The following is a 26795-nucleotide window of genomic DNA, read 5'->3' as shown; positions in this document are numbered from 1 at the left end:
CGCAAAACAGGGATCGAAGGCAGCCGCACACGACGCCGGGACGCGCGCACGGAAAAAGCTAACGGAAGATTACCGGCAAAGATTGAATCCAATCTTAACGGGCACGACCGTGACGGCGCGAAACATATCGTTTCCCTGCGCCCGGCGTGGGAATTGCGGCATTTTTGGGAACTTTAGACCGACATCCCGGTTCAATCCCCGATCGCATCAGTTGATGTCGTCATGCCGATCCCGTTGCAGATTTTTGGGAGAGTTCAATGACCGAACGAGACACGAATCCAGGAGCCGGCTTTCAGCCTGGTTCTACCTATCCAACCGCAAGCAATCCTGCCCGCGATCCTTCCGCCAGCAAGGCGTCGGGGCAAGAGGGGGCAGCGTCCCATGCCGCGTCGGCAGTTTCCTCCGCGGCCAAGGACGCAGGAGGCAGCCTGAAGGAAAAAGCCGCTGAAGACTGGCAGGCGGTGAAGGCCGGCGCCCAGGAACAGGTCAGCCGAGTGGGGCAGCAGGCTCGCGACGCTGCCGGCGAGCAGAAGGATTTTGCAGCGAGCCGAGTCAGCGGCATCGCCAGCGCCATCGAGCGCGTAGGCGGTGAGCTCGAGCAGGGCGACCAGCGCGAGGTCGGCCGCTACGCCAAGCAGATTGGTGCCAGCATGCAACGCTTCGCCGATGACATGAAGGGCAAGGATCTCGGCGAGGTCGCAGCCATGGCTGAAGATTTTGGCCGCAGACAGCCGGCCGCCTTTCTCGGCATTGCAGCCCTGGCAGGCTTTGCCGCCAGCCGCTTCCTGACCGCATCGTCCGAGCGCACCAGCCAGCCTTCGGGGCGTACAGAAGGGATCAGCCGGGCCGGCAGCAGCACGACCACCACGTCAACCTCACCCGTCAGCCCCGCCACCGGCGCCGGCTATGCGACGGGCTACAATTCGGAGGGAAGCTACAATGGCTAACCAGATGGACAATCGTCCTCTTTCCGAACTGGTGAGCGGACTGGTGTCCGACATCACCGGTCTCTTCCGCAAGGAGATCACGCTCGCCAAGACGGAAGCCTCGGAGAAGATGTCCCACGTCCTTACGGGGGTTGAGGCATTTGCCGCAGGGCTCGTATTCGCGATCGCGGCCGTCGGCGTTCTGCTCGCGGCCCTCGTCAATGGCCTCGCCGCATTCTTCGTCGCGCGGGGAATGACGGAACCAGGAGCAGATGGCCTCGCGTCAGTCATCGTCGGCGTCGTCGTGGCACTCCTCGCTTGGGGGATGATCCACCGCGGCCTCTCGACCCTGCGCGGTGAGAACCTGAAGCTCGACCGCACCTCGACGTCCATTCGCCGGGATGCCCAGATGATAAAGGAGCGTGTCTGATGTCCACGACCGAGACAATGCGGGCTGAACAGCTCGAGCGCGAAATCGAACAGGATCGTCGCCGGATCGAGGAACGCATGGATGCGATCCAGGCGAAGATGTCGCCGGGCCAGCTTCTCGACGAAGCTCTGGCCTACGCCAAGTCGAGCGGCGGCGGCGAATACGTCGCCAATCTCGGCAGTGCCATGAAGACCAATCCTATCCCCGTCGCATTGATGGGTGTGAGCATGGCCTGGCTGATGGCCAATCCAGGCAGCAACCGGACCTCTGCCCACGAGGACGATGAAGTGGAATATCCGCTGGCGCCCGTCACCGGCCATGTGCGCCGCGTCGGCCCCGTGCAGACGCAGGGGGAGAGCCGCTACAGCCACTTTACCGACGAGGGAGGAAGCCGGTTCCGGGCTCTGACCGATGAAACAGGTCGCCGCGCGGGCCACTTCATGGACGAGGCGGGCAAGACCTATCGCGGCTTTGCCGATGCCACCGGGCGTCAGGTCCATGACATCCGCGACGAGACCGGCCGCCTCTTCGACGAGGCTTCCGGCTGGGCCTCGAAAACCTGGAGACGGATGAGTTCTACCGCTGGAAAGGCCGGTCACTCGATGATGCGCGGCGCGCGGTCCATGGGTGACGGTGCGATGTCGGCGGGTGGGTCAGTTCGCGACTATGCCGGCGATCTGAACGACAGCATCGCCCGTCATTTCCGCGACCAGCCACTGATCGGCGGGGCATTGGCGTTTGCGCTCGGCGCGGCCATCGGTGCGGCCCTGCCAAATACGCGCCGCGAGGACGAGGCGATGGGCGAAATGGCCGAAGGCGTGCGTAAGCAGATGTCCTCGAAGGCCGCCGATGCGGTCGACAAGGCCGAGGCGGCAGCGTCGGATATCTATGGCAAGGCTTCGGCCGTCGCTTCGGATGTCCATGATGCGGCGAGGGACCGTATAGCCGAGGAAGCCCGCGGCATGCAGCAGGGCAATGGTGCGGCGCGGGGAGATACCCGGCCCCACTGACCCCCTGCCTTCACTTTAGGGCTCCCGCATTCGTGCGGGAGCCTTTTTCGTGGGATCAGCGGCGGCTCAAGCGCCTCCCGTCATGCCATGTCCCAGACGAGGGATGGCAAGTCCCGCTACACTTGCCCGTCCCTCAGAATGGAATTCCGCTCCCGTTCAGTCCATAGTCGCTCCATTCCCAGGACCGGTCGAAGGAAGAGCCATGGACAAGCCGCGCATCACCATCCTCTACTGCACCCAATGCAACTGGCTGTTGCGGGCCGGATGGATCGCGCAGGAACTGCTGCAGACATTTTCCGACAGTCTTGGCGAGGTGGCGCTCATCCCCGGAACCGGCGGCAATTTCGAGATCCGGATCGACGGCGACCTTCTTTGGGAACGCAAGCGTGACGGCGGATTTCCGGGGCCGAAGGAGCTCAAGCAAAGGGTTCGCGACGTGATCGAGCCGGAGCGGGACCTGGGGCATCTGGACCGGCAAACGCCATCGAACAATGCCTCCTAGGCTGCGGGCTAAGGTGCTGCGACTGTTTTTGCAATCCCGACATGGAAACTTCAAAAAGCCAGTTGACAGCAGACGGCCGCCCCCGTACATCGCTCTCCGTCGCCCAGATGGCGGAATTGGTAGACGCGCCAGCTTCAGGTGCTGGTACTCGCAAGGGTGTGGAGGTTCGAGTCCTCTTCTGGGCACCATTTCCCACTAAATAACTGACCCCATTCGGTTCGGTCACGTCACGCGTGGCCCTGCCGCTGAGCGGCATATCAGCCTTCAGCACTGATTGCCTGGAACGGCGGGAGTTTCGCCGATTCCCGGCTTGGAACGGCGCATTCCAGTCCGCGGCCCCTCTTGGAACCCAAGTCCGATGGGCCAGTGGGAGGACTGCCGCGACAGTCCCTCAGGCTGGCCGCGAAAGGGTCGATGGATCAGCTGACTTCCTGCTTCGGCGCGACCTTCTCGGAGAAATTCTCGAAGAACTGGCCTGCGAGCTTCTGCGCGGTGCTGGCAATCAGCCGGCTGCCGAGCATGGCGAGCTTGCCGCCGACATCGGCCTTGGCCGCATAGCGCAGGATGGTGGCGTCGCCATCCGCCTCCAGTTCGACATCCGCGCCGCCCTTGGCGAAGCCGGCGACGCCGCCGCTTCCCTCGCCGGAGAGGGAAAAGCGATCCGGTGCCCCGGCGGTGTCCAGCGTGACCTTGCCGCCGAAGGTCGCCTTCACGGGACCGACCTTCAACGTCACCTTCGCCTCAAGCTCGTTGTCGGACACCTTTTCGAGTTCCTGACAGCCCGGGATCGAAGCCTTCAGCACCTCGGGATCGTTGAGCGCGGCGTAGACCTCGTGCTTCGGCGCCTCGATGCGGATTTCGTCTTTCAGTTCCATCTTGTCTCCACCCTTACATGCAACAAAAGCGACGATGCAGAAACAGAGAGAGATCAGATGTCTCCTCCTGCCGCTGTTTTCCGTCCGGCATAGTCGAGAACATCTTCTCGCGAAGACGATCTCCTGCCCTCCTCAACAGGCCCTGTTTGGCTGCAGCATCAGCCGGACCAGCCTCCGGAGCATCGTCCTTTTCCGGCCCCGCGCCAAGCCGTTCTTTTTCGGCCGGGTCTTCGCGCATCACCCGCCGCTGGCCGCGACGCCGCACCTCCACTAGTTCGGCGACGATCGAGAGCGCAATTTCCTCCGGCGTCACCGCGCCGATGTCCAGGCCCGCGGGCGCCTTCACGCGCTCCAGATCCTCCTCACCCACCCCGGTCGAGCGAAGCTCCGCCTTGATCGACGCTGCTTTGGCGCGGCTGCCGACGAAGGCGACATGGGCCGCCGGCGAGCCCAGGGCGGCGCGCAACGCCGCCTCGTCGCCCCGGCCCTGCGTCGCCACCACCAGATAACGCTCGCCCGGCGCATCGGCCGGCAGAAGATAGCCCTCGATCCGATCGTCGACCTCGGCAAAGGCCGGCTGATCGGGCGTCGGCGCGCAGGCGACGGTATGGAAGCCAAAGCGGCGGGCGAGATCGGCGAGCGCGATGCCGACCGGGCTTGCGCCCAGCACGTAGAGATGCGGGACCGGCAGCACCGGCTCGATGAACACGTCCATGGTTCCCTTGGACGGGCACATGTTGCGGGCAAAGCGGATGCCGTTTCGGACTTCGCCCGGCGCCACGCCAAGCTCGGACAGCAGATCCTCCGGCTGGACGGAGATCAGACGCGGTTCGCCATCGGTGATCGCGTCCTTCGCTGCCCGCAGCACCGCGCCGCGCGCGCAGCCGCCGCCGATCCAGCCCTCGGCGATCGTGCCATCCTCAAGGATCACGGCCTTGGCGCCGGCCTTCGCCGCCGTCGCCGCGACGGTGCGCACAACCGTTGCCATGACGAAGGGCGTTCCGGCGCGTTTCAGCTCCTGTGCGATCTCGTCGATTTTCGGTTTCCTCATCATGCGAGCCTCCTCCGCTCACACCTTTCGAAGATGCGGTTCAAGCGCCGCGAGCGCATCGAGCGTATTGGCTGCGGCGAAGAGATCGAGATGCGGCAGCGCCGCCGCCATGCCCCGCGCCACCGGCTCGTAACCCTCCCAGCCCTTCAGCGGATTGAGCCAGACGATCTTGCAGCCCCGCCGCCTTAGCCGGGCGAGTTCGGTACCTACCTGATCCGCGGGATCCGTGTCGTAGCCGTCGGAGAGGATCACCACTATGGTTCTTCCCGTCACCATGCCGCGCGCATATTGATCGTTGAATTGCTTCAGGTTTGCGCCGATCCTCGTGCCGCCGCCAAAGCCGTTCGCCATCAGCGACAGCCGCTCCACCGCCCTCAACGTGTCATTGTCGCGCAGCGCGTCGGATATCCGCACGAGCCGCGTGTGCAGGAGGAAGGCGTCGGTGCGGCTGTCGGCGCTGACGAGACCCTGCAGAAAGGCGAGGAAGATGCGCGCATAGACGCTCATGGAGCCCGACACGTCGCAGATCGCGACGATGTTCACCGGCCGGTCCGGCCGGCGCCGGCGCAGGAGTTCGACCGGGTCGCCGCCATGGGCGACCGAACGGCGGGCGATGCGGCGGAGATCCAGCAAGGCACCGCGCCGTGCCGCCTTGCGCCGCCGCGAGCGCCGGTCGCGGAGCGCCCGGGCGATCTGGCGGGCGACGGCCTCGGCTTCGGCCAGTTCTTCCGGCGTGACGAGACCGCGAAGATCGGCGCGGCGCACGGCCTCGATCCGCGATGCGAGCAGGCGTCCCGTCCCGCCGGCCTCGCTCTCGCCTTCGCTGCCATTGTCTGGAACATCCGGCACGCCGCCGCTGGCGCGGCTCTCCATCATCTCGCGAATGTTGGACGTCTGGCGTGGTGGCCGACGCTCGAGTTCGCGTTCGCGTTCGCGCGCCGGCCGCTCCCGGCCCCGGCCGTTGGCAAGCCAATAGGCGTCGAACAGATCGTCAAAGGCGCGAAAACCATCCGCGCCACGGGCGCAGACCGATTTCAGCGCAAGCCGCACCTCGTCGCGGTCCGTCGCATCGATTGCGTGGAGCGCGGCGAGCGCCGCCTCGCTTTCGGGGAGCCCGGCATCGAGCCCGTTCAGCCGCAGATGGGCCATGAAGCCCGCCATGCGCTCCGGAACCGTTTGCCGTTGGGGAAAGCGGGTCGCGCGCATCAGGCCGCCTTTCCGACCAGACGCTGCTGCACCTCGATCGGCACGGCAGCGCGGTCGGCCTGGGTTTTCAGCAGGCAGACGAGCGTCGCCTGCAGTTCGACGGGATCGTCGGCGAGGTCGTTGATGCCGAGCCCCGCGATCGCCGCCGCCCAGTCCAGCATTTCCGCGACGCCGGGCTTCTTCTCGAGATCCTCCTTTCGAAGTGCCTGAACGACGCCGACGATCTGCTCGCAAAGACGCGCCTCCAGACCCGGCTGGCGGGCGGCGAGGATCGACAGCTCGGTCGCCCGGTCCGGATAATCGACAAAGGAATAGAGGCAGCGGCGACGCAGCGCGTCCGACAGGTCACGCGTGCCGTTCGAAGTCAGGATCACGTAGGGCCGTGTCTTCGCGGTGATGGTGCCGAGTTCGGGGATCGTCACCTGGAAATCCGACAGGAGCTCCAGCAGATAGGCCTCGAATTCCTCGTCGGCGCGATCGACCTCGTCGAGAAGCAGCACCGGCGCCTTGTCCTGACGGATCGCTTCCAGAAGCGGCCGGGCAAGCAGGTATTTCTCGGAGAATATCCGTTCCTCGATGTCGTCACCGGCACCACCACCTTCGGTAGCGGCCCGGATGGAAAGAAGCTGGCGCTGGTAGTTCCATTCGTAGATGGCGGCGGCCGCGTCGAGCCCCTCGTAGCATTGCAGGCGGATGAGACGGGTGTCGAACAGTTCGGCCAGCGTCTTCGCAAGCTGGGTCTTTCCGACACCCGCCGCCCCTTCGAGCAGCAGCGGCTTGCCGATCGACACGGCAAGATGCAGCGCCATGGCGAGGTCGTCCGAGGCGACATAGCCATGCTCCGCAAGGTCCTGCTTCAAGGTCTTCCAGGTCATCTCATCCATCCGGCAGCAAGCGGGCCGGCGCTTCGCCGACCCGCCATTGCATCGTCAGCCGTGAAGGCCGAGTTCATGCGCCGTCTTCCAGATCCGCCAGTGATCATGGGGCATGTGCGTTTGTGTCAGCCCGAAGGCGCGGAACGCGTCATGTACGGCGTTGGAAAAGGCCGGCACCGAACCAACGTTCGGGCTTTCGCCCACGCCCTTGGCGCCGATCGGGTGATGCGGCGAAGGGGTGACGGTGAAGTCGGTCGTGTAGTGCGGCGTCTCCCAGGCCGTCGGCAGGAAGAAGTCCATCAGTGTTCCCGTCTTCACGTTGCCCATGTCGTCATAGGCAATCTCCTGGCCCATGGCGATGGCGTAGCCTTCCGTCGCACCGCCATGGATCTGGCCCTCGATGATCATCGGATTAATGCGTGTGCCGCAATCATCGAGCGCGTAGAACTGGCGGATCTCGTGTTCGCCGGTATCGACGTCGATTTCCATGACGCAGACATAGGCGCCGAAGGGATAGGTCATGTTCGGCGGGTCGTAGTAGCTTACCGCCTCCAGGCCAGGCTCGAGACCCGGGATCGCCTGGTTGTAGGCGGCGAAGGCGATCTCCTTCATGGTCTTGAAACGCTCGGGCGCGCCCTTGACCGCAAAGCGGTCGACATCCCATTCGACGTCGTCGTCATGGACCTCCAGCAGATAGGCGGCGATCATCTGCGCCTTGGCGCGAATCTTGCGGCCGGCCATGGCGGTCGCCGCCCCCGCGACCGGGGTCGAGCGCGAGCCGTAGGTGCCGAGACCATAGGGTGCCGTGTCCGTGTCGCCCTCCTCCACCGTGATGTCGTCGGCGGGGATGCCTATCTCCGAGGCGAGGATCTGGGCGAAGGTCGTAGCATGGCCCTGGCCCTGGCTGATCGTCCCGAGACGCGTGATCGCCGATCCGGTCGGGTGGATGCGGATCTCGCAGGAGTCGAACATGCCGAGCCCCAGGATGTCGCAGTTCTTGACCGGGCCTGCACCGACGATTTCGGTGAAGTGGGTGAGGCCGATACCGAGCAGCTTGCGGGTTTTTCCGGCCTTGAAGTCCTCGATCCGCTGGGCCTGCTCACGTCGCAGCCCCTCGTAGTCGACAGCTTTCAACGCCTTGTCCCAGGCGGTGTGATAGTCGCCGGAGTCATACTTCCAACCGAGCGCCGAGTGATAGGGGAACTGGTCCTTGCGGATGAAGTTCTTGCGCCTGAGTTCGGCCGCATCCATGCCGAGCTTGATCGCCAGCACCTCGATCATCCGCTCGATGAAATAGGCCGCTTCCGTCACCCGGAAGGAGCAGCGATAGGCGACGCCGCCCGGGGCCTTGTTGGTATAGACCCCATCGACCGCGAGATAGGCGACCGGAATGTCATAGGATCCGGTGCAGATGTTGAAGAAGCCGGCCGGGAACTTGGTCGGATCGGCGCAGGCGTCGAAGGCGCCGTGGTCGGCCGTCACGTGGCACCAGAGGCCGGTGATCCTGCCGTCCTTCGTCGCCGAAATCTTGCCCTTCATCCAGTAGTCGCGGGCAAAGGCGGTCGCCATCAGGTTTTCCATCCGGTCTTCAACCCACTTCACCGGAACGCCGGTGACGATGGAGGCGACGATCGCGCAGATATAGCCCGGATAGACGCCGACCTTGTTGCCGAAGCCACCGCCGATATCCGGCGAGACGATGCGGATATTATGCTCGGCGATGCCCGAAATGAGCGAGGCGACCGTGCGCACCGCATGCGGCGCCTGGAAGGTGCCCCAGACCGTCAGCTTGCCGTTGACCTTGTCCATCGAGGCGACGCAGCCGCAGGTCTCCAGCGGACAGGGGTGGGTGCGGTGATAGTAGACCATCTCCTCGGCCACCACGTCCGCCGAGCCGAGGACCTTCTCGGTCGCGTCTCTGTCGCCCTGTTCCCAGGTGAAGATATGGTTGTGGTGACGCCGCGGCCCGTGCGCGCCCTCGGTCTTGCCGGCGAGGTCCTCGCGCAGCACCGGCGCATCCGGAGCCTCGGCCGCGAACGGGTCGACGACGACCGGAAGTTCCTCGTAGTCGACCTCGACCAGTTCGACCGCGTCGGCGGCGATGTAGCGGTTCTCGGCCACGACGAAGGCGACTTCCTGGCCCTGGAACAGGACCTTGTCATCGGCCAGCACCATCTGGACATCGCCGGCGAGCGTCGGCATCCAATGCAGGTTGAGCGGCGCAAGGTCCGCGGCGGTCAGCACCGCGATCACGCCGGGAAGCGCCTTCGCCTTGTCCGAGTTGATCGACCTGATACGGGCGTGGGCGTAAGGGCTGCGGACGAAATCGCCGAACAGCATGCCGGGCATCTTGATGTCATCGACATAATTGCCCTTGCCCTGGGTGAAACGGGCGTCCTCGACGCGCTTGCGGGAGGAACCGAGGCCCTTGAGGGCTGCAGCGCGTTCGGTGTTCGGGGGTGTCATCTCGTTCATTGTGCCGCCTCCTTGACCGCATTGAGTTCAGCCGCCGCGGCGAGGATCGCCTTGACGATGTTCTGGTAGCCGGTGCAGCGGCACAGATTTCCGGACATGCCGAAGCGGACCTCCTCTTCGGTCGGATCAGGGTTTTCCTGCAGCAGCCGATAGGCGCGCGTGATCATGCCCGGGGTGCAGAAGCCGCATTGCAGGCCGTGATGTTCCTTGAACATCGTCTGCAGCACGTGCAGACCGTCCGGGGTTCCAACGCCCTCGATCGTGGTGATGCTGGCGCCATTTGCCTGGGCTGCGAAGACGGTGCAGGATTTCACCGACCTTCCGTCCATGTCCACGGTGCAGGCGCCGCAATGGGTGGTCTCGCAGCCGATATGGGGACCCGTGATCGAAAGCTCCTCGCGGAGCACGTGAATTAACAGTTCACGGGGTTCTGCAAGCAGTTCCACGGCCTTTCCGTTGACCGTCATCTTGATGTGCGTCTTGCTCATGGGAAACTCCTTCAGGCGCGGGACGCGGCGCGTTCGATCGCGCGGCGCAGGACAACGGCGGCGGCGTGGCGCTTGAACTCCGCCGGACCCTTGTTGTCATCCTGGGGGTTGATGGCCTCGAGCATCGCATTGACCGCGCTTTCAACATCGGCGGCGCCCAGTGCAGTGCCGACCAGCGCTTCGCCGGCCGCCTCGCACCAGACGGGCGTGTCGGAAAGATTGGTCATGGAAATGGACGCGGCGGAACAGCTGCCGCCCGATTTTGCGATCACCACCGCGGCCGCGGCCGTGGCATAGTCGCCGGTCTTGCGCTTCTGCTTCACATAGGCGTGGCCGCCGGCCGGCGCCTCGAAACTCACCGCGGTGAGAATTTCTTCGTCCGTGCGAGCGGTGAAATAGGCAGCCTCATAGAAGTCACGCGCCTTCACCGTGCGAGCCCCATCCGGACCTTGCAGGTGGTAGCTCGCGTCGAGACACTGCATCAGGGCCGGCATGTCGTTGCCGGGATCGCCGTTGGCGACGTTGCCGCCGAGCGTGCCGACATAGCGCACCTGCGGATCGGCGATCTGCAGCGCGGCCTCGCGAAGGATCGGAGCGACATTCGCGAGCGCTGTACTTTCGATCAGTTCGTGCTGCGTCGTCATGGCACCAATGGTGACGCTGCGTCCGTCGATCCGGATGCCTTTCAGAGTGCCGATCTTCTGCAGGTCGACCAGATGCGCGATGTCGGTCATGCGCATCTTCATCATCGGGATGAGGCTGTGGCCGCCGGCGAGCACGCGGGCGCTGTCGCCGAAGTCGGCGATGAGTTTCACCGCCGCCTCGACGGACTCCGGGCGGTGGTATTCAAAGGGTGCCGGTATCATCGATTTCCTCCCAGAAACGAAGCGAGCCGGCAGGCACGCCTCTGATGGAAGGATGAAGGGGACACCCACCGCCGCAACGTCGAAGACCCTGGCGGCGAACGGTTCTGCACGAAATGCGAAATAGCTGCACGAAACGCGCAAAGAGCCGATCGAGCTCGTTAGATGCTCAAGGCGCTGCGAACGCGCGGCACGAAGGCGCGGCTGACGGGAGCGGACTTGAGGGAGGCCACTCCCTCGAACAGACATCGGCCATTGTCCTTGGCGCGCTCGAAGGCCGCCACCTGCTCAATGTTGACGAGGTAGCTCCTGTGGGTGCGCAGGAACTGCTGCGGGTCGAGCCGCTTCTCGACCACGGATATCGAGAGGGGACAGAAGAGCTTTTCATCGGATGTGTAGATGATCGAGTAGTGCCCTTCAGCCCGGATGGCCGCGACCTTGGACGGTTCGACGAAATAGATGCGCTTGTCGCGCTCGTAGGGCAGGCGGCCATGCTCCGGCAGTTGCGCCTCGTTTGCGCCGGCCTGCGGCTGGGGCGTGCTCGTCACCGGAGCGGAGGCGGAAACGGAAGGTGATGCCTCGGACGTGCCGACCAGCACGAAGTTGGTCGCCGTCAGCAGGAACGTCCCGCAGATCACAAAGGCCGACAGCATGACCAGCAGTGCCAGAATGCCGTTGTCGATCAGCGGCGCCACGGCCCCTGACCCTTCGCCCACACGGAAGCCGGTCCAGCCGACGGCGACGAAGTGCACGAGGACGACCGACAGCCCGAAGATGATGGCGCCCAGGAAGATATGGCCGGTCGAGCGGCGAACATAGGAAATCCGCAGGGCCACAATCCCCATAGCCGTCGCGCCCAGGACGGCCAGCACGACGCCCGGCAGCTCGAAGGTCGGCAAGCAGCCGCGAATGCCGGACATGCCGACATAGTGCATGACCACGATACCATTTCCGAGGATCGTCCCGGCGACCGCCGTATGGATCCAGGTGCGCCCGACATAGTGCATGATCAGGATGGCAATGCCGCACATCAGGATGGCGATCAGCGCCGAACCCAGGGTGCTGATTGCGTCATAGCTGATGGGGACAGGCAGGCTCATCGCCAGCATGGCCACGAAGTGCATGGACCAGATGCCGCCACCGAGCGCCATCGATGCCATGACGATCATGAACTTCCGCCGCACATCCGGCAGAGCATTGATGCCCCTCGTGAGCGTCAGGCCCGTAAAGGAAGCCATGATCGACACCGCGATCGAGGCAAACACCAGGACCAGGTCGTAATTGGGTGCCAGCATTCGCGAAAAGCCTGTTCCGGAGCCAATTGCCTTCGAAGACTAGCAAGCTTTACTCAATGCGTCATCCGGTACGAAGGCTGGCATCAGAAGGGGGAGTGCAACCGCATAACGGGCGATGTGCACGAGCGATTACCGTTTGATTGCCGCGGACGACAATTTCGACGAAGCGTGTGCTTGTGCGCCAGCCACGTGCTCGACGGACGATAGAAAATCCGCTCAGGGCATGGACAAACATGACGAGAATGTTCAGGTTAAATCGGGACGGTCGTTTCAGGTTTCTCCAATGGCCTGAACGATAGGGCATCACTGAGATGTCCAGCCGTGCCAGCCCGTCATCACTCTCATACCCGGCGACGTTACGCCGCCTTCAGGAAACGCCATTGAGCTACCGACACTCGATGACCTGCTACACGGAGGGTATCCGGCCGCTCGTGCCTGCGCAGTGGAGGAGTTTCGACGGCATCGTCGGCGTCTACTGGGATGCAGAGGGCCAGTCGGGAGCGAAGGCCTACTACCTCTCTCCCGACCCGCGAATCGTCATCTTCTTCAACGACGTATCGCCGCATATCCAAATGACCAACCGGGAAGGCGGCATCGGACGCGACGCGCGGCCAATGACTCGAGCGGTCTACGTGCCGGCAGGCGTCCCGCTCTGGACGGCCTTCACCTCCTCGCATCGCTTCTCGCATCTCGATATCCACCTTCACAGCGATCGGCTTCTGCGCTTCATCGCCCCTTCCCTGGGAGGAGCGGCCGCACGGTCGATCTTGCGCCGCCCTGTCGAGAGCGAGGATGTCGGACCGATCGAGACGCTGGCGGAGCTACTGGTCCAGGAGCTTGCCGCCCCCGCCAGGCACGCCGTCTATGGCGAAAGCCTCGTCGGCAGCATTGCCACTGCACTTCTCGATCTTCCGGCGGAAGAGAAGGCCCCTACCAGTGGCCGGCTTACGCAGGCGCAGCTGAAGAAGCTGCATGCCCGGTTCGATGCGCGCACCGACGGGCGCCTCAGCGTTGCCGAAATGGCCCAGTCCGTGGGGCTGTCGGAGAGCTGGTTTACCCATGTCTTCAAGCAGACGACCGGCGAAACGCCACAGCAGTGGCAGCGCACGCGCCGCGTCGCGCTGGCACAGAAGCTACTGACGGAGACCGATCTGACGGTCGCCGACATTGCCCTGCAGCTTGGATTCGCCGACCAGGCCCATCTCACCAAGGCGTTCCGCCAGGTCGCCGGCGATACCCCGGCGTCCTGGCGCCGCCTGCAGCGCTTCCGCTAGTTCTCCGCCCGAACTGGTCCAGGCGGGGATTCGCTTGTCACCAGGTCTGGCGCAGCGTGGCGTAGACTGCGCGGCCGGGATTGTAGTAGACGCCGCCGCTGTCCTGGCTCGCAACATGCTTCTCGTCGAAGATATTGCTGGCGTTGAGCTGGAGCGTGGTGTTCTCCCTGATCTCATAGGTGAACGAAGCATCGAACACCACGGCGCTTTCCGAGGCTATGGTGTTTGTAATGTTCGTGAAATACGAGTCGACATAGCGCGCTCCCACACCGAACGTCATGTCACCGCGGATGCCGTTTCCTGGCAGCGTGTAGGTGCCCCAGATGGACGCCATATGCTCAGGCACCCGCATCAGGCGGTTTCCGTCATTCGCTCCACCCGGCTCCTTGATCTCCGAATCGATGTAGGTATAGGCCGCGATCAGGCCGATGTTGTCCGTGATTTCCGCCTTGGCCTCGAGCTCTATGCCGCGATGGCGTACCTCTTCAACCGTGGTCGGCAGATAGGTCACGCTGTCGTATACGGTGATGTTTCCCTTGGTAAGGTCATACACCGATGCCGTGAAGAGCGCCGGAAAGGCCTCCGGTTGATACTTGATGCCCGCTTCATACTGCTTGCCCGTTGTCGGCTCGTTGCCGGCACCCGGAGGCGCAACAGACTCCGCGTAGCTTACATAGGCAGCCAGTTCGTCGGTGATCCTGTAGCTCAGGCCGAAGCGCTTGGTGAACTCGCTGTAATCGCCCTCCTTGACGACGCCGGTGAACAGGTTGGTTTCACGCAGGTCGAGCCAGTCGTTCCGCAGGCCGACGCTTGCTGTCAGCCTGTCGAAGAACGTCAGGTCCTGCTGGACGTAGATGCCCTTGGTTGTCTGGTCGTTGCGCGTGCCTGAATTGGGCGCTGTCGAGGCAGGTCCCCCGGAGTAGACCGGATTCATCCAGTTGATGCTCGGTGCCCCGGGGATATACAGGCCGAAGTTCTGAGAATTGAAGTTGTTGTAGTCGACGCCTGCGAGAGTGCGGCTTTCGAGATCGTTGAAGCGGGTTTCGTACATCAGGTTCGCGTCGATGACGAACTGCTCGCTCGACTTGTCGCTGCCGAAGTAATAGCGGTCCGCCAGATTAGAGCCGTCCGTATACGTCTTCGAGAGGTAGGCCCCTCCAAACGCATCGTCGGACTTCATGTAACGCGCATTGGACCCGAAGCTCAGTCCGTTGCCGAAGTCATGGTCGAGCATCACGTTGTAGGTGTTCCGGTTGGTCGTCCGGAAATAGTAGTCCGGTTCGCCGAAGAAGCGGTCGCGGTCAAAATCGGATCCAAGGGGGTGGCCGCCGCTGCCGGGAACGCCATCCGTGTTCAGGTGGTCGAATACGAACGACAGGCTTGTCAGATCTGTGGGGCGCCATGTCAGCCCACCCATGATGAACTTCTTATTGTCCTGGGAATGATCATACTCGGCATCAGCGTTCTGATAGATGCCGGTCAGGCGATAGGAGAGCGTATCATCTTCGGTGATGTTGTCGCCGAAATCGATCCCCGCTTCCTTGTGCGAGAAGGAGCCCACGGTGCCGTAGACTTCCCCGAAGCGCTCGCTCTTGGGAAGCTTGGTCACGTAGTTCACCGAGCCGCCGGGCTCTGCCGCGCCGAAGCCCGCCGAGCTGGCGCCCTTCAGTATCTCGATCCGCTCGAACGCATAGGGCTCTTCCCGTGCTGCGCCGAAGGTCCGGCCGATCGGCAAACCGTCGCGATAGGTGTAGGGAGTAAAGCCGCGAATGTCGAAGTAGTCGAACCTATCGTCCGACCCATAGAAGTCGGTAACCACGCCGGCCGTGTACTGGACGACCTGCTCGACGGTCGAGGCACCACGGTCCTGGACCTCCTTGGAGGTGATGACCGAAACTGAAGCGGGCGTTTGCAGGACTTCGGTCGGCATCTTGCCGACGCCAGTGGCTTTCTTCGCCACAATTGTGCGGGCGTCATCGTCGCCGTTTCCCGTGCCCTCAATGACGATGGTTTCAAGTTGCGTGCCGCCAGCTGCGTCTGATCCGTCCTGGGCCACGGCTGACGTGGCCCAGATGGCCGCCAATGCCGTGCAACTCAGCAGGACTGCCTGCCACCCTGCCATGCCGACCCCCTTGGGATTACCGCCTCGTCTATCGATCTTCATCATTCAACCCGAAAACTGATCACTATGTTGCTGGAGCCGGCCGCAGCAGCAGCCGGTTGATACGAGCTGCATCTACGGCCTGCATGAGTTCCCCCTCGAAACCCCGGCGGGCGGCAGCGATCGGCCTGTACCTCATCCGCCCATAACTTGATATCTTTAATCCAGTATTGTTGATTCCTCCGGTCTTGTACGAAGCGCCGGAAACTTCCGCCGGGCATGGAGAGAAGCCTGCGGAGGACTTGACGGATGCAATCTAAGCTGACACGGAAACTCCAGTTATCGCCAAGGAGTATCTCCCCCGTTGCTGCGCTTCGTTCTCCTGTCCGCACTCGCGATTGCGTCCTGCCCGCTGTCCGCCACTGGGGCGTCGGCCCAGCAGTCGGGGTATCCGATCACCGTCAAGCATGCGTTCGGTACGACCACCATTGCCAGCAAGCCTGAACGTGTGGCGACCGTCGCCTGGGCGAACCACGAAGTTCCGCTGGCGCTCGGCATCGTTCCTGTCGGATTTGCCGCAGCCAATTTCGGCGACGATAACGGCGACGGGCTGCTTCCCTGGGTAGAAAAGAGGCTGGAAGAGCTAGAAGCAGAGACGCCCGTACTGTTCGACGAGGGCGACGGGATCGATTTCGAGAGCGTGGCCGCCACCAATCCCGATGTGATCCTCGCCGCCTACTCCGGTCTGTCGAAGGCAGACTACGAGACGCTGAGCCAGATCGCGCCGGTCATCGCCTATCCGGAAGCGCCTTGGGCGACCGACTGGCGGGAGATGATCCGCTTCAACAGCGCCGGCCTCGGCATGAAGGAGGAAGGACAGGCGCTGATCGAGCGAATCGAGGCCGACATCGCGAAGGCTAGGAGCGAGCATCCTGAACTCGAGGGCAAGTCGGCAATGTTCGTTACTCATCTGGACATGACCAACCTTAGCGTCATCAATTTCTATACGACCAACGACACGCGGGTGAAGTTCTTCCAGGACCTTGGCCTGAGCATGCCCAGTAGCGTGGCGGAGGCCTCCCGTCCCGGCCAGTTCTCCGGCGGCATCAGCGCAGAGAAGATCGATGCCTTCGATGATGTCGACATCATCGTCACCTATGGCGGCGAGGATCTGAAGAAAGCGCTGGCGGCCGATCCGCTGATGTCGAGAATGCCGGCGGTCGCCCATGACGCGATCGTCATGCTGGGGCGAAATCCCCTCGGCACCGCAGCCAACCCCACGCCGCTCTCCATAGGCTGGGTTCTCGATGATTACGTAGAGCTGCTGGCAGAGGCAGCAGCAAAAACAGAATGACGACGGGCGCGGAGGGGATGCGACTGCTCTGGCTGGCGACGGTCGTCGCTGGCCTCACGCTGCTGCTTGGCCTCTCCGTCGCGGTCGGCACCCGATCCGTCGGCTGGAGCGATGTCGTGGCCGCGCTGGGCGGCGCCAGCGGGACGATCGACCAGGCGGCGGTGGCTGTGCGCATTCCGCGCACCCTTCTGGCAGGCGCGGCCGGGGTTGCCCTGGGACTGGCCGGAGCCATCATGCAGGGCGTCACCCGCAACCCGCTCGCGGATCCGGGGATCCTGGGCGTCAACCTCGGTGCATCACTCGCTGTCGTGGTTGGGGTCGCATGGTTCGGCATCACCTCCTCACAGGCCTTCATCTGGGTCGCGATCCTTGGAGCAGGTGTCACCGCGGTCTTCGTCTACAGCATCGGCTCACTCGGTCGTGGCGGCGCGACGCCGCTCAAGCTTGCCCTTGCCGGTGTGGCGACATCCATCGCCTTCGCATCGCTGGTCGTGGCGATCATCCTGCCACGCGCGGACATTGCCGGAGGCATCCAGTCCTGGCGGATCGGCGGCGTCGGCGGGGCAACCTTCGGCGCCATCGGTGAAGTCACGCCCTTCCTTGTTGGCGGTGTGCTCCTCGCCCTCCTCTCGGCGCGGCGACTGAATTCCCTGGCGCTCGGCGACGAGATGGCAACGGGCCTTGGCGAGCGCGTCGCCCTGGCACGCGCCACCGCAGCGCTCTCGGCAATCCTCCTGTGCGGCGCCACCACCGCCGTGTGTGGACCGATCGGGTTCGTCGGGCTCGTCGTGCCGCATCTCTGCCGCCTGCTGGTCGGCGTTGACCACCGCTGGCTGCTGCCCTTCTCGGCACTTGCAGGGGCCTGCCTGCTCCTTGCGGCGGACGTGATGGGCCGCATCATCGCCCGCCCCAACGAGTTGGAGGTCGGCGTTGTCACAGCCTTCATCGGCGCGCCCTTCTTCATCTGGATCGTCAGGCGGCAACGGGTTCGCGAACTGTGACCATGCAGGCATCTTCGATCGACATCGTCTGGAACGGGCGCGTGAGCCGCATGCGGCGGCGGCGACTGGTGATCGGCTCGCTCCTCACCCTGATCGTGCTGCTTTTTGCCCTGACGCTCATGTTCGGACAGACTTTCACGCCGCCCGGCGAGGTCCTCCGGGTGCTGTTCGGCGAGGAGGTTCAGGGGGCAAGCTTCACCGTAGGGCAGTTACGGCTGCCCCGGGCAGTGCTTGCCGTGCTGACCGGGCTGAGCTTCGGCCTGGGGGGAGCTGCTTTCCAGATCATGCTTCGCAATCCTCTCGCCAGCCCCGATATCATCGGCATCAACCTCGGCGCCAGCTCGGCGGCCGTCTTTGCGATCGTCGTCCTGCAGATGAACGGTCCGGCCGTCTCGGTGTTCGCGGTGGTTGCCGCCCTAGGCGTCGCCATGGCCATCTACGGCCTCTCCTTCCGGGACGGCGTGGCGGGAACGCGGCTGATCCTGATCGGCATCGGCGTTGCCGCAATGCTGGAGAGCTTCATCGCCTACACGCTTTCGCGCGCGCCTGCCTGGAGCCTTCAGGAGGCCATGCGGTGGCTAGCCGGAAGCCTGAACGGCACGCAGACTAGTCAGGCTCCGCCGTTGCTGGTCGCGCTTTTCCTCTTCGGCGGACTCCTGCTCAGCCGTGCCCGCGACCTCGACACACTGAGGCTCGGGGACGATACAGCTGCCGCACTCGGGACGAACGTGACCGCCACCCGCATCATCGTCATGATCGCGGCGGTGGGCGTCATCGCCGTCGCAACCGCAGTGGCCGGACCGGTGTCCTTCGTCGCCTTCCTGGCGGGATCCATCGCGGCCCGTCTTGTCGGCGGAAACGGGTCCATACTATTGCCGGCCGCCCTTGCCGGGGCAGTCCTCGTGATGCTCGCTGACTATGCGGGGCAGTTCCTGCTGCCCAGCCGTTATCCGGTGGGGGTCGTGACCGGTGCACTCGGAGCGCCCTACCTGATCTACCTCATCATACGCGTCAATCGCAGCGGAGGGTCCCTATGACCACTCACACCCTGGCTGCCAAAGCCCTCTCCGCCGGTTACGGCGATACCGCCGTTCTGGACGGCCTGGACCTGGACGTACCTCCCGGCCGGATCACTGCAATCGTCGGTGCCAACGCCTGCGGGAAATCCACCCTGCTGCGCGCAATGTCCCGGCTTCTTTCGCCCCAGAACGGGCAGGTCCTTCTCGATGGTAAGTCGATCCACCACATGCCGCCGCGGCAGCTGGCAAAGACGCTTGGCCTCCTGCCGCAATCGCCTATCGCCCCCGAGGGCATCACCGTAGCCGATCTCGTGGGCCGGGGCCGACATCCTCACCAGGGCATGTTCTCGCGCTGGAGCCGCGGCGACGACGAGGCGGTTGCGGCGGCGCTGGAGATGACGAAGACGGTCGGGCTCGCCGAACGACCCGTGGACGAGCTTTCGGGCGGGCAGCGGCAACGGGTGTGGATCGCCATGGCGCTCGCGCAGCGGACAGACCTGCTCCTGCTCGACGAGCCGACGACCTTCCTGGACGTCAGCCACCAGATCGAGGTTCTCGATCTTCTCACCGACCTCAACCACTCGCGCGGCACGACGATCGTGATGGTCCTGCACGACCTCAACCTGGCGGCGCGGTACGCGGATCATCTCGTTGCCATGGCGCTAGGGCGCCTGCATGTTTGCGGACCTGCGGAAGAGGTCTTGACGGAAGAGACCGTTCGCCACGTCTTCGGCTTGGACAGCCGCATCATTTCCGATCCGATCTCGGGACGTCCCATCATGTTGCCGATCGGCCGTCACAGGGTGACGGCGGAGCCGACCGGCACTGGAGCCCCCCCTCCCATACTCAAGCGACAATCCTCAAAAGGAAGACCATTCATGAATGCAGCCCAGCAGTTCAAACTCTCCGGCGTTGCGCTGCCGAAGGACGCCTTCGGCATGCTCGAGGAAGTCTGCGAGCACTTCATCGAACATTCGGAAGTCCAGCGCGACGGCGACCTCGTCGTCCTTAAGAACGAGGACGGCACGGCCGGCATCCGTCTCAAGGACGGAAAGCTGCTGATCGATCTTGCCTGCACCACCGAGGAAACGCTGCAGGGTACCCGCGTCATGCTCGCCGAACACCTGTTCTACTTCGCCGGTGACGACCCGCTGGAGCTGACCTGGTCAAACCCCACCACCCTCGCCCGGCTACCGAACATCCACGAGGTGACCGTCATCTCCGCCGAGGACGTCACGCCCCACATGCGTCGCGTCAGGTTTTCCTGCCCCGATATCGAACCGTTCACAGGCGGCGACATGCATGTCCGCATCCTGGTGCCGCCAAAGGGGCGGGCGCCGGTCTGGCCGGGCCTGCAGGAAAACGGCCGGGTTGCCTGGCCGGAGGGAGACGACGAGCTTCTGGTCCGGGTCTATACGATCCGACGGGTCGACAGGGACCGGCGCGAGTTGTGGATCGACTTCCTGCAGCACCCCGCAGATGGCGTCGCCACTCCCGGTGCCGATTTCGCCCGCGACGCAGAACCCGGACAACTCGTTGGCCTGTTGGGACCTGGTGGCGGTGATGCTCCTACTGCGAACTCCATTCTGTTCGTCGGCGACGAAAGCGCCCTGCCGGCAATTGCCCGCATCGCCGAGGAGGTCCCCTCCACGACCCGGATGAAGGCGATCATCGAGGTGGCCGATGCGGCGGAAGAACAACCGCTTGCGACCTCCGGCTCCATCGATATCCGATGGCTGCACCGGAACAGCTATGTCGCCGGCTCTACCAACGTGCTGGCGGAGGCGGGCAAGGAAGCAATCGCCAATACCGAGGGCCAGACATTCGTCTGGGTGGCCTGCGAAAAGGAGGACGTCCGCTCGATCCGGAAGTTTCTCAAGAGCCGCGGGCACGACCGGAAGATGATGTATGCCGCCTGGTACTGGGAGCGCAACTGAGGCGACCAGCTGCGTCACCAGTCCGGCGGCCGCACAGTCAGCGGCCGCCATTGCCTTCGGTGGCGTGGCAGTGCGCCAGCACCACCTGTCTCACGGCATCAGTTGCCCGCCATTGACCTCGATGACCTGCCCGATGATGTAGCCGGACAGTTTTTCGGAGGCGAGGAAGAGGTACGCGCCAACGCAGTCCTCGGCTATGCCAAGGCGGCCCTGCGGAATGGTCGCCAGCGCCGCCTGCAGGTGCTGGGGGGTAGAGTAGCGCTCGTGGAAGGGCGTGGTGATGGTGCCCGGCGCCACGCCGTTGACGCGGATCCCGAACGGAATCAATTCCTTCGCCATGCCCCGCGTCACGTTGGAGACGAAGGCCTTCGACGAGCCATAGATGCCGGCCCCGTTCGACGCGCCGTTACGGGCAGCGATGGAGGTTGTGTTGATGATGAAACCACCATTCTTCTTCAGGTGCGGTATCGCGGCGGTGGACGCCGCCAGGACGGAACGCGCGTTGAGGGCCATCACCGCGTCATAATGCTCGTCCGTCATCTCAGCATAGGCCACGCGCGCGACCATGCCACCGGCATTGTTGACGAGCCCGTCGAGGCGACCGAAGGCGTCCGCCGTCTCCTCGACCACGCGGGCCATCTCTCCGGACTTCGATGCATCGCCGCGGACCAGGTAAACCTTTCCCCCGGCTGCCTCGATCTCCGCCGCCAGCGCCTTCGCGGCGTCTACGCTTGCATTGTAGTGAAGGCCGACAAGCGCCCCCTGCGCGGCGAACTCCCGGGCCAGCGCCGCACCGATTCCGGTCGAGGCGCCGGTGATCAGAACGGCTTTTTCGGAAAGGTCGGGAATGATGAGCTTCGTGGACATGCTACCTCCTCGCGGACACGACTTCAGCCGTCGGGGATGCTTTAGGACCCCGCCGGCGCACGACAGTCATCGGCGATGCCGGCGGTATACACAAGCCATTTCTTCTGCGGAAATGGCCACCTTAGGCAACTTCATATGCCGGTTGCCCGAGATCCCATGCAGCGAGCAGTTGCGTCAGGCAGTTTCGCGGAAGAGCTCCCGACCGATCAGCACGCGGCGAATTTCGGACGTACCGGCACCGATCTCCATCAGCTTCGCGTCCCGCAGCAGGCGGCCGGTGGGGTTGTCGTTGATGTAGCCATTGCCGCCGAGAACCTGGATGGCCTGAAGCGCCTGTTGCGTGGCCTGCTCGGATGCGTAGAGGCAGCAGGCGGCTGCATCCTGGCGGGTGACCTCGCCACGATCGCAGGCGGCCGCGACGGCGTAGACATAGGCCCGCGCGGAATTCATGGCGGTGTACATGTCGGCGATCTTCGCCTGGATCAGCTGGAATTCGCCGATCGCCTGACCGAACTGCTTGCGTTCGTGGACGTAGGGCATCACCACGTCGAGGCAGGCGTGCATGATCCCGACTCCAATGCCGGCGAGCACGACGCGCTCGTAGTCGAGGCCGGACATGAGGATACGGACGCCTTCTCCTTCGGCTCCCATGACATTTTCGGCCGGGACCTCGCACTCGGAGAACACGAGTTCGCAGGTATTGGACCCCCGCATGCCGAGCTTGTCGAGCTTCTGTGCCGTGGAGAAGCCCTTGAAGCCCTTCTCCACCAGAAAGGCCGTGATGCCCTTGGCCCCCGCCGATGGGTCGGTCTTGGCGTAGACAACCAGCACATCGGCATCCGGGCCATTGGTGATCCACATCTTGCTGCCGTTCAGCACATAGAGGTCGCCGCGCCTCTCTGCCCGCAGCTTCATCGAGACGACGTCGGAACCAGCGCCGGGCTCCGACATAGCAAGCGCCCCGACATACTCGCCCGAGCAGAGCTTCGGCAGATAACGCCTTTTCTGGTCAGGGGAAGCATTGCGGTTGATCTGGTTGACGCAGAGGTTCGAGTGCGCGCCGTAGCTCAACGACGTGGAGGCCGAGGCGCGGGCGATTTCCTCAACGGCAATGACATGGGCAAGGTAGCCCAGCCCCGAACCCCCGACTTCCGGATCGGCGGTGATGCCGAGCAAGCCGAGGGCGCCAAGCTCCGGCCAGAGATCGCGCGGAAACTCGTTCGTACGATCAATCTCGTCCGCGCGGGGGCCAAGCCTTTCCTGAGCGAAGCGGTGGACTGTCTCGCGGACAGCCTCGACGTCCTCTCCGATTGCAAATTTCATCGATGCGTGGAACACCGGTCTCCTCCCCGACGTGCCTCTGTCAGGTCATGGTTGTGGGGCACGCCCGGCGCCGCGTCAATGATCCTTCCCGACTTCGCAAGATAAGGTCGCCCGCAAGCGCGATGCGGCAAAAAGATTGCCTATTCGGGCAGATGAAGTGGATTGAGACCGGGAACCCAATGCGTGTTGGGCGGGCGGGTGCCGGAATAGGTGAGGCCGCTCTCGCTCTCGCATCGGTAGACCCGACGCGGTGCGACATCGCCATAGAGGATGTCATAGCGCCCCCGCCCGACATAGACATCCTCAATGCTGGTCGTGCAGCTGTAGCTGTCGCGCGCGACTCGCTCCTCTTCCGGAACGACGCCGGGGAGATCCTTGTAGACGTTCAACGGCTTGCGCCGGAACTCGTCGTCGGCTGCGGCCCTGGCCGGCATGAGCGCTGCGAAACCTATGGCGATCAGCATCAGAAGCGGCAATATCCAGGCGCGTTTCAGCATCTTCATCCCTCGAATCGAAGGAAAGATAGGCGCTTCATTCGATAGGTGCCACGCCGCCATGTTTACGATCGCGTGAACGGCGCGAGGCGGCGAAAGCCGGTCGGACGGCTGTAGAGCCATCCTATCCGCTCGATCGCGGCATCGAGGTTTTCCCGCGCCACCGTCATCGTATGCCCATTGGCGTGAAGAAGTGTCTCGGCATCCTCCATGAGGCCGACATGGCCTTTCCAGAAAACCAGGTCGCCGCGGCGAAGCTCCTCCCTCGTGATTTCCGTTCCGATCGCCGCCTGCATGTCGGAATCACGCGGCGCCGACTGGCCGACCATCATCAGCGACAACTGCACGAGCGCGGAGCAATCGATGCCGAAACCCGAGCGGCCACCCCAGAGATAGGGCGTCTCGAGGAAGCGCGCCGCGACATCGACGTAGTCTTCCGGAGGAGCCTCAGCGAGCGGCCGGCAGTGGGATCTGATGAGTGCTGTCCCGTCGGGCAGGATGAGGTATGCGGTGCCGCGGGTTTCCGTCGCTCCCACGATCCTGACGCGACTTCCCATGGACAGGGAAAAGACGGGAGGATGGCGCAGTTCCGGGCCCGGGTAGAGGAAGGTGCGCTGGACACCGATGATGTGCGTCGCCTCCTCGGGCTCCTTCAGCACGTCCGTCGGCAGATACCCGACATAGCCATCCTCGCAGGACTGCACCCATGCCCAGCCGTCAGCCCGCTCGAAGACGCGGACTGCTTCGCCGAGCAGGAGTTCGGTATCTATGCCGCAGTCTGCATCCGGCCTAGGCCTCAACGGCACGACTGGCACGCCGACCTGCGCGGGGACGCCCGTCACGAAGCGCGCAGCCTCCACCTGCCCCCGCAGGGCCTCGTCTGCCAGATCCGCCCGGAAGGCGTGGAGCCGTCTGTCCAATGTCATCGCATCTTCCATGTTCAGTACGCATACACTGGCATGAACCAAATCAACCCAAGGGTTCAGCTAGGGCGACATGCCCCTCAGAGTACAGGAGCGTTATGCTAGTGCGAAGCGGTTAGCGGATCATTGCCGGGCGAGTTCCCGGAAATACCGGTAGAGCGTCCGGATGGCGAATGCCTCGCCACCGACCGGGGCATGCGGCTTCTCCGAGAGGGTCCAGCCATAGATGTCGAAATGCGCCCAACGCGTCTGCGGGCGAACGAAACGCTTGAGGAAGAGCGCGGCCGTGATGGACCCTGCCATTCCGCCGGAAGGCGCGTTGGTGATGTCGGCGGCACGCGATTTCAGGTCCTTGTCATAGCCTTTCCACAATGGCAGCCGCCACATGGGATCGTTCTCCTCGGACGATATGGCCGACAGACGCGCCGCCAGGGCATCGTCGTCGGTGAAGAATGGCGCCACCTCCGGCCCGAGCGCAACGCGCGCCGCGCCGGTCAGGGTCGCCATGTCCACGAGGAGATCGCAGGGCGTTTCGTCGGCGAACGCAAGAGCATCGGCAAGCACGAGCCTGCCTTCCGCATCGGTGTTGTCGATCTGGACCGTCAGCCCCTTGCGGCTGCGATAGATGTCTCCGGGGCGGAATGCATTGCCGGCAATCGAATTCTCGACAGCGGGGATCAGCACCCGCAACTCCACATCCAGACCGGCATCCATGATCATCAACGCCAGACCCATGACATTCGCTGCGCCGCCCATGTCCTTCTTCATGATGGCCATGTTGGCGGCACTCTTGATGTCGAGCCCCCCGGTATCGAAGCAGACTCCCTTGCCGACCAGGACGATACGCGGTGCACCCTCCCTGCCCCATCGCAGCTCCAGGAGCCGGGGTGCTTGGGCACTGGCACGACCGACAGCGTGGATTAGGGGAAAGCTTTGGGCCAGCAGTTCATTGCCGACGATGGATGCGACGCTTGCTCCGTAATGTTTGCCGAGAGCGCGCAATGCGGCTTCCAGCTGTTCGGGCCCCATGTCGTTGGTCGGCATGTTGATCAGGTCACGGGCAAGGAACACACCGGCAAGCTGCCGCTCGACATCGACCCGAATGTCGTCGGGAAGCGCAAGCCGAACCTGCTTATGCTTGTCCTTCCGATAACGGCCGAACAGGTAGGTCCCCAGGCCGAAGCCGAGTGCGATTTTCTGCGGTGCCAACGCGCTCTCGACATGCCAGTCGCCGGCGGGAAGGAGCTTGGCCAGCCTGCCGGCTGCAAATGCCTCTTCCGTTTCACCGCTGAACCCGAAGAGTGCCGCAGCAAGCTCGCCGTCCGCTCCGGGAACGAGGAGCAGGCTGCCAGGCTCGGCCGCGAAACCCGCATTGCGCGCCCAACCAAGCATCGAGGCCTCGATCGCGCCGTTCTCGATGTCCGATGGCGCAACGAGATAGACAGGACGGGACGCAGGGGAGTGCTGCGTGAACGGGGATGGGCGGTCGATGTGGCTATAGCTGTTCATGGAAAGCCTTCTCGTGAGGAACCAGCGCCTTAACGGTCTATTAGGGTTAACAGTCTATTGCTGGAGCAAGCAATGCGCCATCGGCGGGACCTTCGCCACGGGCAAGGCGCAGCAGAAGACACGAGACCGACCATGGCAGCTAACGCATCCCTGACGCATCGCAAGGCACGCCTCGCACAGGCGACCGCCATGCTGCTTCTGGCAGCGACGCTGGCGGGATGCGCCACAAGGCCGGACAAGACAACGACGGGATCGATCCCGATCTCGGGCGCGCCTCTGGAGAGCATGAGCGCCTCACAGCTCGAGAATGCGGAACGTTCGATCGGCGCCGCCTATGAGCGCAACCCAAGGGACCGCAATGCAGGGCTTCGCTATGCGCAAGTGCTCGGCATGACCGGCAAGCACGCGCAGGCGCTGGCCGTCATGCAGCAGGTGGTCATCGCCCATCCGACAGATCGCGATGTATTGGCGGCCTATGGCAAGGCGCAGGCAGCAGCGGGCCAGCTCGAGCAGGCGCTCACGACCATCCAGCGCGCCCAGACGCCGGATCGCCCGGACTGGCGCCTCTACTCCGCCGAAGGGGCGGTTCTCGACCAACTGGGTCGCTCGGACGAAGCGCGGCAGAAATACCGACTGGCACTCGATGCACAGCCGAATGAACCGACCGTAATTTCCAATCTCGGCATGTCCTATGTGCTGAGCGGCGATCTGCGGACGGCGGAAACCTATATGCGCTCGGCTGCGCAGCAGCCCGCCGCCGATAGCCGCGTGCGCCAGAACCTCGCGCTCGTGGTTGGCCTGCAGGGTCGGTTCAAGGAGGCCGAGGAGATCGCGCGGCGCGAGCTATCCGCCCAGCAGGCGGATGCCAACGTCACCTATCTGCGCTCGATGCTGTCGCAGCAGAATTCCTGGGCGAAACTCGCCGACAAGGACAGCCAGCAGAAGGCAACCAACTAAAGGGTCTCTGCTACCGGTTTCCATTACATAGCTGGCGATG

Annotated in this window: 23 protein-coding genes, 1 tRNA gene and 2 pseudogenes; 12 read left to right on the top strand and 14 right to left on the bottom strand. The window is 63.9% G+C overall.

All coding sequences use genetic code 11. From position 1 onward, the window contains the following. Positions 1-257 precede the first annotated feature (257 nt). The 5 genes from NT26_RS20025 (at position 258) to NT26_RS20005 (ending at position 3056) form a co-directional block, all read left to right on the top strand. Positions 258-947: a hypothetical protein gene (locus tag NT26_RS20025; protein ID WP_065814560.1), complete on the top strand. Its 690-nt coding sequence runs from the start codon at positions 258-260 to the stop codon at positions 945-947. After that, positions 940-1356 (top strand): phage holin family protein, encoded by a 417-nt coding sequence (locus NT26_RS20020; RefSeq protein ID WP_052641421.1) that lies wholly within the window; start codon positions 940-942, stop codon positions 1354-1356. The genes NT26_RS20025 and NT26_RS20020 overlap by 8 nt, the downstream gene beginning before the upstream one ends. After that, positions 1356-2366, top strand: coding sequence for a DUF3618 domain-containing protein (locus NT26_RS20015; RefSeq protein ID WP_052641419.1), 1011 nt, complete (start codon positions 1356-1358; stop codon positions 2364-2366). The genes NT26_RS20020 and NT26_RS20015 overlap by 1 nt, the downstream gene beginning before the upstream one ends. A gap of 202 nt (positions 2367-2568) precedes the next feature. Further along, positions 2569-2868, top strand: coding sequence for an Rdx family protein (locus NT26_RS20010; protein WP_052641417.1), 300 nt, complete (start codon positions 2569-2571; stop codon positions 2866-2868). Between the two features lie 101 nt (positions 2869-2969). Continuing rightward, positions 2970-3056 (top strand) — tRNA-Leu (locus tag NT26_RS20005). A 231-nt stretch (positions 3057-3287) separates the two neighbouring features. On the opposite strand, the gene NT26_RS20000 is transcribed toward NT26_RS20005, so the two are convergent. The 8 genes and pseudogenes from NT26_RS20000 to NT26_RS19965 form a co-directional block, all read right to left on the bottom strand. Continuing rightward, complete coding sequence (locus tag NT26_RS20000) at positions 3288-3743, bottom strand: SRPBCC family protein (RefSeq protein WP_052641415.1); 456 nt, start codon at positions 3741-3743, stop codon at positions 3288-3290. A 244-nt stretch (positions 3744-3987) separates the two neighbouring features. Next, positions 3988-4797: pseudogene (locus NT26_RS19995) on the bottom strand (XdhC family protein); the annotation flags it as partial. A gap of 15 nt (positions 4798-4812) precedes the next feature. Beyond that, on the bottom strand, positions 4813-6000 hold the full coding sequence (locus tag NT26_RS19990) for a vWA domain-containing protein (protein WP_197570691.1): 1188 nt from the start codon (positions 5998-6000) through the stop codon (positions 4813-4815). After that, a complete protein-coding gene (locus NT26_RS19985; RefSeq protein ID WP_425287720.1) occupies positions 6000-6884 on the bottom strand; it encodes an AAA family ATPase in 885 nt (294 codons plus the stop codon). Before NT26_RS19985 ends, NT26_RS19990 begins: the two co-directional genes overlap by 1 nt. A 45-nt stretch (positions 6885-6929) precedes the next feature. Beyond that, positions 6930-9350 (bottom strand): aerobic carbon-monoxide dehydrogenase large subunit, encoded by a 2421-nt coding sequence (locus NT26_RS19980; RefSeq protein WP_052641413.1) that lies wholly within the window; start codon positions 9348-9350, stop codon positions 6930-6932. Further along, positions 9347-9838, bottom strand: coding sequence for a (2Fe-2S)-binding protein (locus NT26_RS19975; RefSeq protein ID WP_052641411.1), 492 nt, complete (start codon positions 9836-9838; stop codon positions 9347-9349). The genes NT26_RS19980 and NT26_RS19975 overlap by 4 nt, the downstream gene beginning before the upstream one ends. A gap of 11 nt (positions 9839-9849) precedes the next feature. Then, positions 9850-10704: an FAD binding domain-containing protein gene (locus tag NT26_RS19970; RefSeq protein WP_052641409.1), complete on the bottom strand. Its 855-nt coding sequence runs from the start codon at positions 10702-10704 to the stop codon at positions 9850-9852. Between the two features lie 158 nt (positions 10705-10862). After that, the gene (locus NT26_RS19965) at positions 10863-11996 is read right to left on the bottom strand and encodes an MHYT domain-containing protein (RefSeq protein WP_052641407.1); all 1134 of its coding nucleotides are present in this window, start codon (positions 11994-11996) and stop codon (positions 10863-10865) included. A 380-nt stretch (positions 11997-12376) separates the two neighbouring features. Here NT26_RS19965 and NT26_RS19960 point away from each other — a divergent pair, with 380 nt between their 5' ends. Beyond that, complete coding sequence (locus NT26_RS19960) at positions 12377-13270, top strand: helix-turn-helix domain-containing protein (protein WP_152338543.1); 894 nt, start codon at positions 12377-12379, stop codon at positions 13268-13270. Positions 13271-13307: 37 nt separating this feature from the next. On the opposite strand, the gene NT26_RS19955 is transcribed toward NT26_RS19960, so the two are convergent. Beyond that, positions 13308-15434, bottom strand: a complete 2127-nt coding sequence (locus NT26_RS19955) for a TonB-dependent siderophore receptor (RefSeq protein WP_052642419.1) — start codon at positions 15432-15434, stop codon at positions 13308-13310. A 301-nt stretch (positions 15435-15735) separates the two neighbouring features. On the opposite strand from NT26_RS19955, the gene NT26_RS19950 reads away from it, so the two are divergent. The 5 genes and pseudogenes from NT26_RS19950 to NT26_RS19930 all read left to right on the top strand — a co-directional run bounded on the left by NT26_RS19950 (position 15736) and on the right by NT26_RS19930 (position 20682). Next, positions 15736-16725, top strand: a complete 990-nt coding sequence (locus NT26_RS19950; RefSeq protein WP_052641404.1) for an iron-siderophore ABC transporter substrate-binding protein — start codon at positions 15736-15738, stop codon at positions 16723-16725. Then, entirely contained in the window at positions 16722-17726 is a 1005-nt protein-coding gene (locus NT26_RS19945; RefSeq protein WP_052641402.1) for a FecCD family ABC transporter permease, read from the top strand. The genes NT26_RS19950 and NT26_RS19945 overlap by 4 nt, the downstream gene beginning before the upstream one ends. 2 nt (positions 17727-17728) lie before the next feature. Next, positions 17729-18763: a FecCD family ABC transporter permease gene (locus NT26_RS19940; protein ID WP_052641400.1), complete on the top strand. Its 1035-nt coding sequence runs from the start codon at positions 17729-17731 to the stop codon at positions 18761-18763. Continuing rightward, positions 18760-19551 (top strand): annotated as a pseudogene (locus NT26_RS19935) (ABC transporter ATP-binding protein); the annotation flags it as partial. The gene NT26_RS19940 and the pseudogene NT26_RS19935, both read left to right, overlap by 4 nt. A 72-nt stretch (positions 19552-19623) precedes the next feature. Next, the gene (locus NT26_RS19930) at positions 19624-20682 is read left to right on the top strand and encodes a DUF2218 domain-containing protein (RefSeq protein ID WP_052642417.1); all 1059 of its coding nucleotides are present in this window, start codon (positions 19624-19626) and stop codon (positions 20680-20682) included. A 90-nt stretch (positions 20683-20772) separates the two neighbouring features. Here the strand turns inward: NT26_RS19930 and NT26_RS19925 are convergent, their stop codons facing one another. The 5 genes from NT26_RS19925 to NT26_RS19905 form a co-directional block, all read right to left on the bottom strand. Next, positions 20773-21549, bottom strand: coding sequence for an SDR family NAD(P)-dependent oxidoreductase (locus NT26_RS19925; RefSeq protein WP_052641397.1), 777 nt, complete (start codon positions 21547-21549; stop codon positions 20773-20775). Between the two features lie 174 nt (positions 21550-21723). Further along, a complete protein-coding gene (locus NT26_RS19920; protein ID WP_172974132.1) occupies positions 21724-22872 on the bottom strand; it encodes an isovaleryl-CoA dehydrogenase in 1149 nt (382 codons plus the stop codon). Positions 22873-23012: 140 nt separating this feature from the next. After that, the gene (locus NT26_RS19915) at positions 23013-23369 is read right to left on the bottom strand and encodes a hypothetical protein (RefSeq protein WP_152338542.1); all 357 of its coding nucleotides are present in this window, start codon (positions 23367-23369) and stop codon (positions 23013-23015) included. A gap of 62 nt (positions 23370-23431) precedes the next feature. Beyond that, positions 23432-24292: a C40 family peptidase gene (locus tag NT26_RS19910; protein ID WP_052641391.1), complete on the bottom strand. Its 861-nt coding sequence runs from the start codon at positions 24290-24292 to the stop codon at positions 23432-23434. 120 nt (positions 24293-24412) lie between these two features. Beyond that, positions 24413-25798, bottom strand: coding sequence for a leucyl aminopeptidase family protein (locus NT26_RS19905; protein ID WP_052641389.1), 1386 nt, complete (start codon positions 25796-25798; stop codon positions 24413-24415). Positions 25799-25930: 132 nt separating this feature from the next. Between NT26_RS19905 and NT26_RS19900 the strand changes: the two genes are divergently transcribed. Next, a complete protein-coding gene (locus tag NT26_RS19900) occupies positions 25931-26755 on the top strand; it encodes a tetratricopeptide repeat protein (RefSeq protein ID WP_052641387.1) in 825 nt (274 codons plus the stop codon). Positions 26756-26795: the final 40 nt, after the last annotated feature.

It is taken from the genome of Pseudorhizobium banfieldiae, from assembly GCF_000967425.1.
GTDB classification, from domain to species: Bacteria; Pseudomonadota; Alphaproteobacteria; order Rhizobiales; family Rhizobiaceae; genus Neorhizobium; species Neorhizobium banfieldiae.
This window is presented reverse-complemented; position numbering and strand designations above follow the sequence as displayed.

Bases quoted from the DNA above. Each gene is read 5' to 3' on its own strand.
- NT26_RS20025 (WP_065814560.1), top strand. From the start codon at position 258: ATGACCGAACGAGACACGAATCCAGGAGCCGGCTTTCAGCCTGGTTCT.
- NT26_RS20020 (WP_052641421.1), top strand. From the start codon at position 940: ATGGCTAACCAGATGGACAATCGTCCTCTTTCCGAACTGGTGAGCGGA.
- NT26_RS20015 (WP_052641419.1), top strand. From the start codon at position 1,356: ATGTCCACGACCGAGACAATGCGGGCTGAACAGCTCGAGCGCGAAATC.
- NT26_RS20010 (WP_052641417.1), top strand. From the start codon at position 2,569: ATGGACAAGCCGCGCATCACCATCCTCTACTGCACCCAATGCAACTGG.
- NT26_RS20000 (WP_052641415.1), bottom strand. From the start codon at position 3,743: ATGGAACTGAAAGACGAAATCCGCATCGAGGCGCCGAAGCACGAGGTC.
- NT26_RS19990 (WP_197570691.1), bottom strand. From the start codon at position 6,000: ATGCGCGCGACCCGCTTTCCCCAACGGCAAACGGTTCCGGAGCGCATG.
- NT26_RS19985 (WP_425287720.1), bottom strand. From the start codon at position 6,884: ATGGATGAGATGACCTGGAAGACCTTGAAGCAGGACCTTGCGGAGCAT.
- NT26_RS19980 (WP_052641413.1), bottom strand. From the start codon at position 9,350: ATGAACGAGATGACACCCCCGAACACCGAACGCGCTGCAGCCCTCAAG.
- NT26_RS19975 (WP_052641411.1), bottom strand. From the start codon at position 9,838: ATGAGCAAGACGCACATCAAGATGACGGTCAACGGAAAGGCCGTGGAA.
- NT26_RS19970 (WP_052641409.1), bottom strand. From the start codon at position 10,704: ATGATACCGGCACCCTTTGAATACCACCGCCCGGAGTCCGTCGAGGCG.
- NT26_RS19965 (WP_052641407.1), bottom strand. From the start codon at position 11,996: ATGCTGGCACCCAATTACGACCTGGTCCTGGTGTTTGCCTCGATCGCG.
- NT26_RS19955 (WP_052642419.1), bottom strand. From the start codon at position 15,434: ATGAAGATCGATAGACGAGGCGGTAATCCCAAGGGGGTCGGCATGGCA.
- NT26_RS19945 (WP_052641402.1), top strand. From the start codon at position 16,722: ATGACGACGGGCGCGGAGGGGATGCGACTGCTCTGGCTGGCGACGGTC.
- NT26_RS19940 (WP_052641400.1), top strand. From the start codon at position 17,729: ATGCAGGCATCTTCGATCGACATCGTCTGGAACGGGCGCGTGAGCCGC.
- NT26_RS19930 (WP_052642417.1), top strand. From the start codon at position 19,624: ATGAATGCAGCCCAGCAGTTCAAACTCTCCGGCGTTGCGCTGCCGAAG.
- NT26_RS19925 (WP_052641397.1), bottom strand. From the start codon at position 21,549: ATGTCCACGAAGCTCATCATTCCCGACCTTTCCGAAAAAGCCGTTCTG.
- NT26_RS19920 (WP_172974132.1), bottom strand. From the start codon at position 22,872: ATGAAATTTGCAATCGGAGAGGACGTCGAGGCTGTCCGCGAGACAGTC.
- NT26_RS19915 (WP_152338542.1), bottom strand. From the start codon at position 23,369: ATGCTGAAACGCGCCTGGATATTGCCGCTTCTGATGCTGATCGCCATA.
- NT26_RS19910 (WP_052641391.1), bottom strand. From the start codon at position 24,292: ATGACATTGGACAGACGGCTCCACGCCTTCCGGGCGGATCTGGCAGAC.
- NT26_RS19905 (WP_052641389.1), bottom strand. From the start codon at position 25,798: ATGAACAGCTATAGCCACATCGACCGCCCATCCCCGTTCACGCAGCAC.
- NT26_RS19900 (WP_052641387.1), top strand. From the start codon at position 25,931: ATGGCAGCTAACGCATCCCTGACGCATCGCAAGGCACGCCTCGCACAG.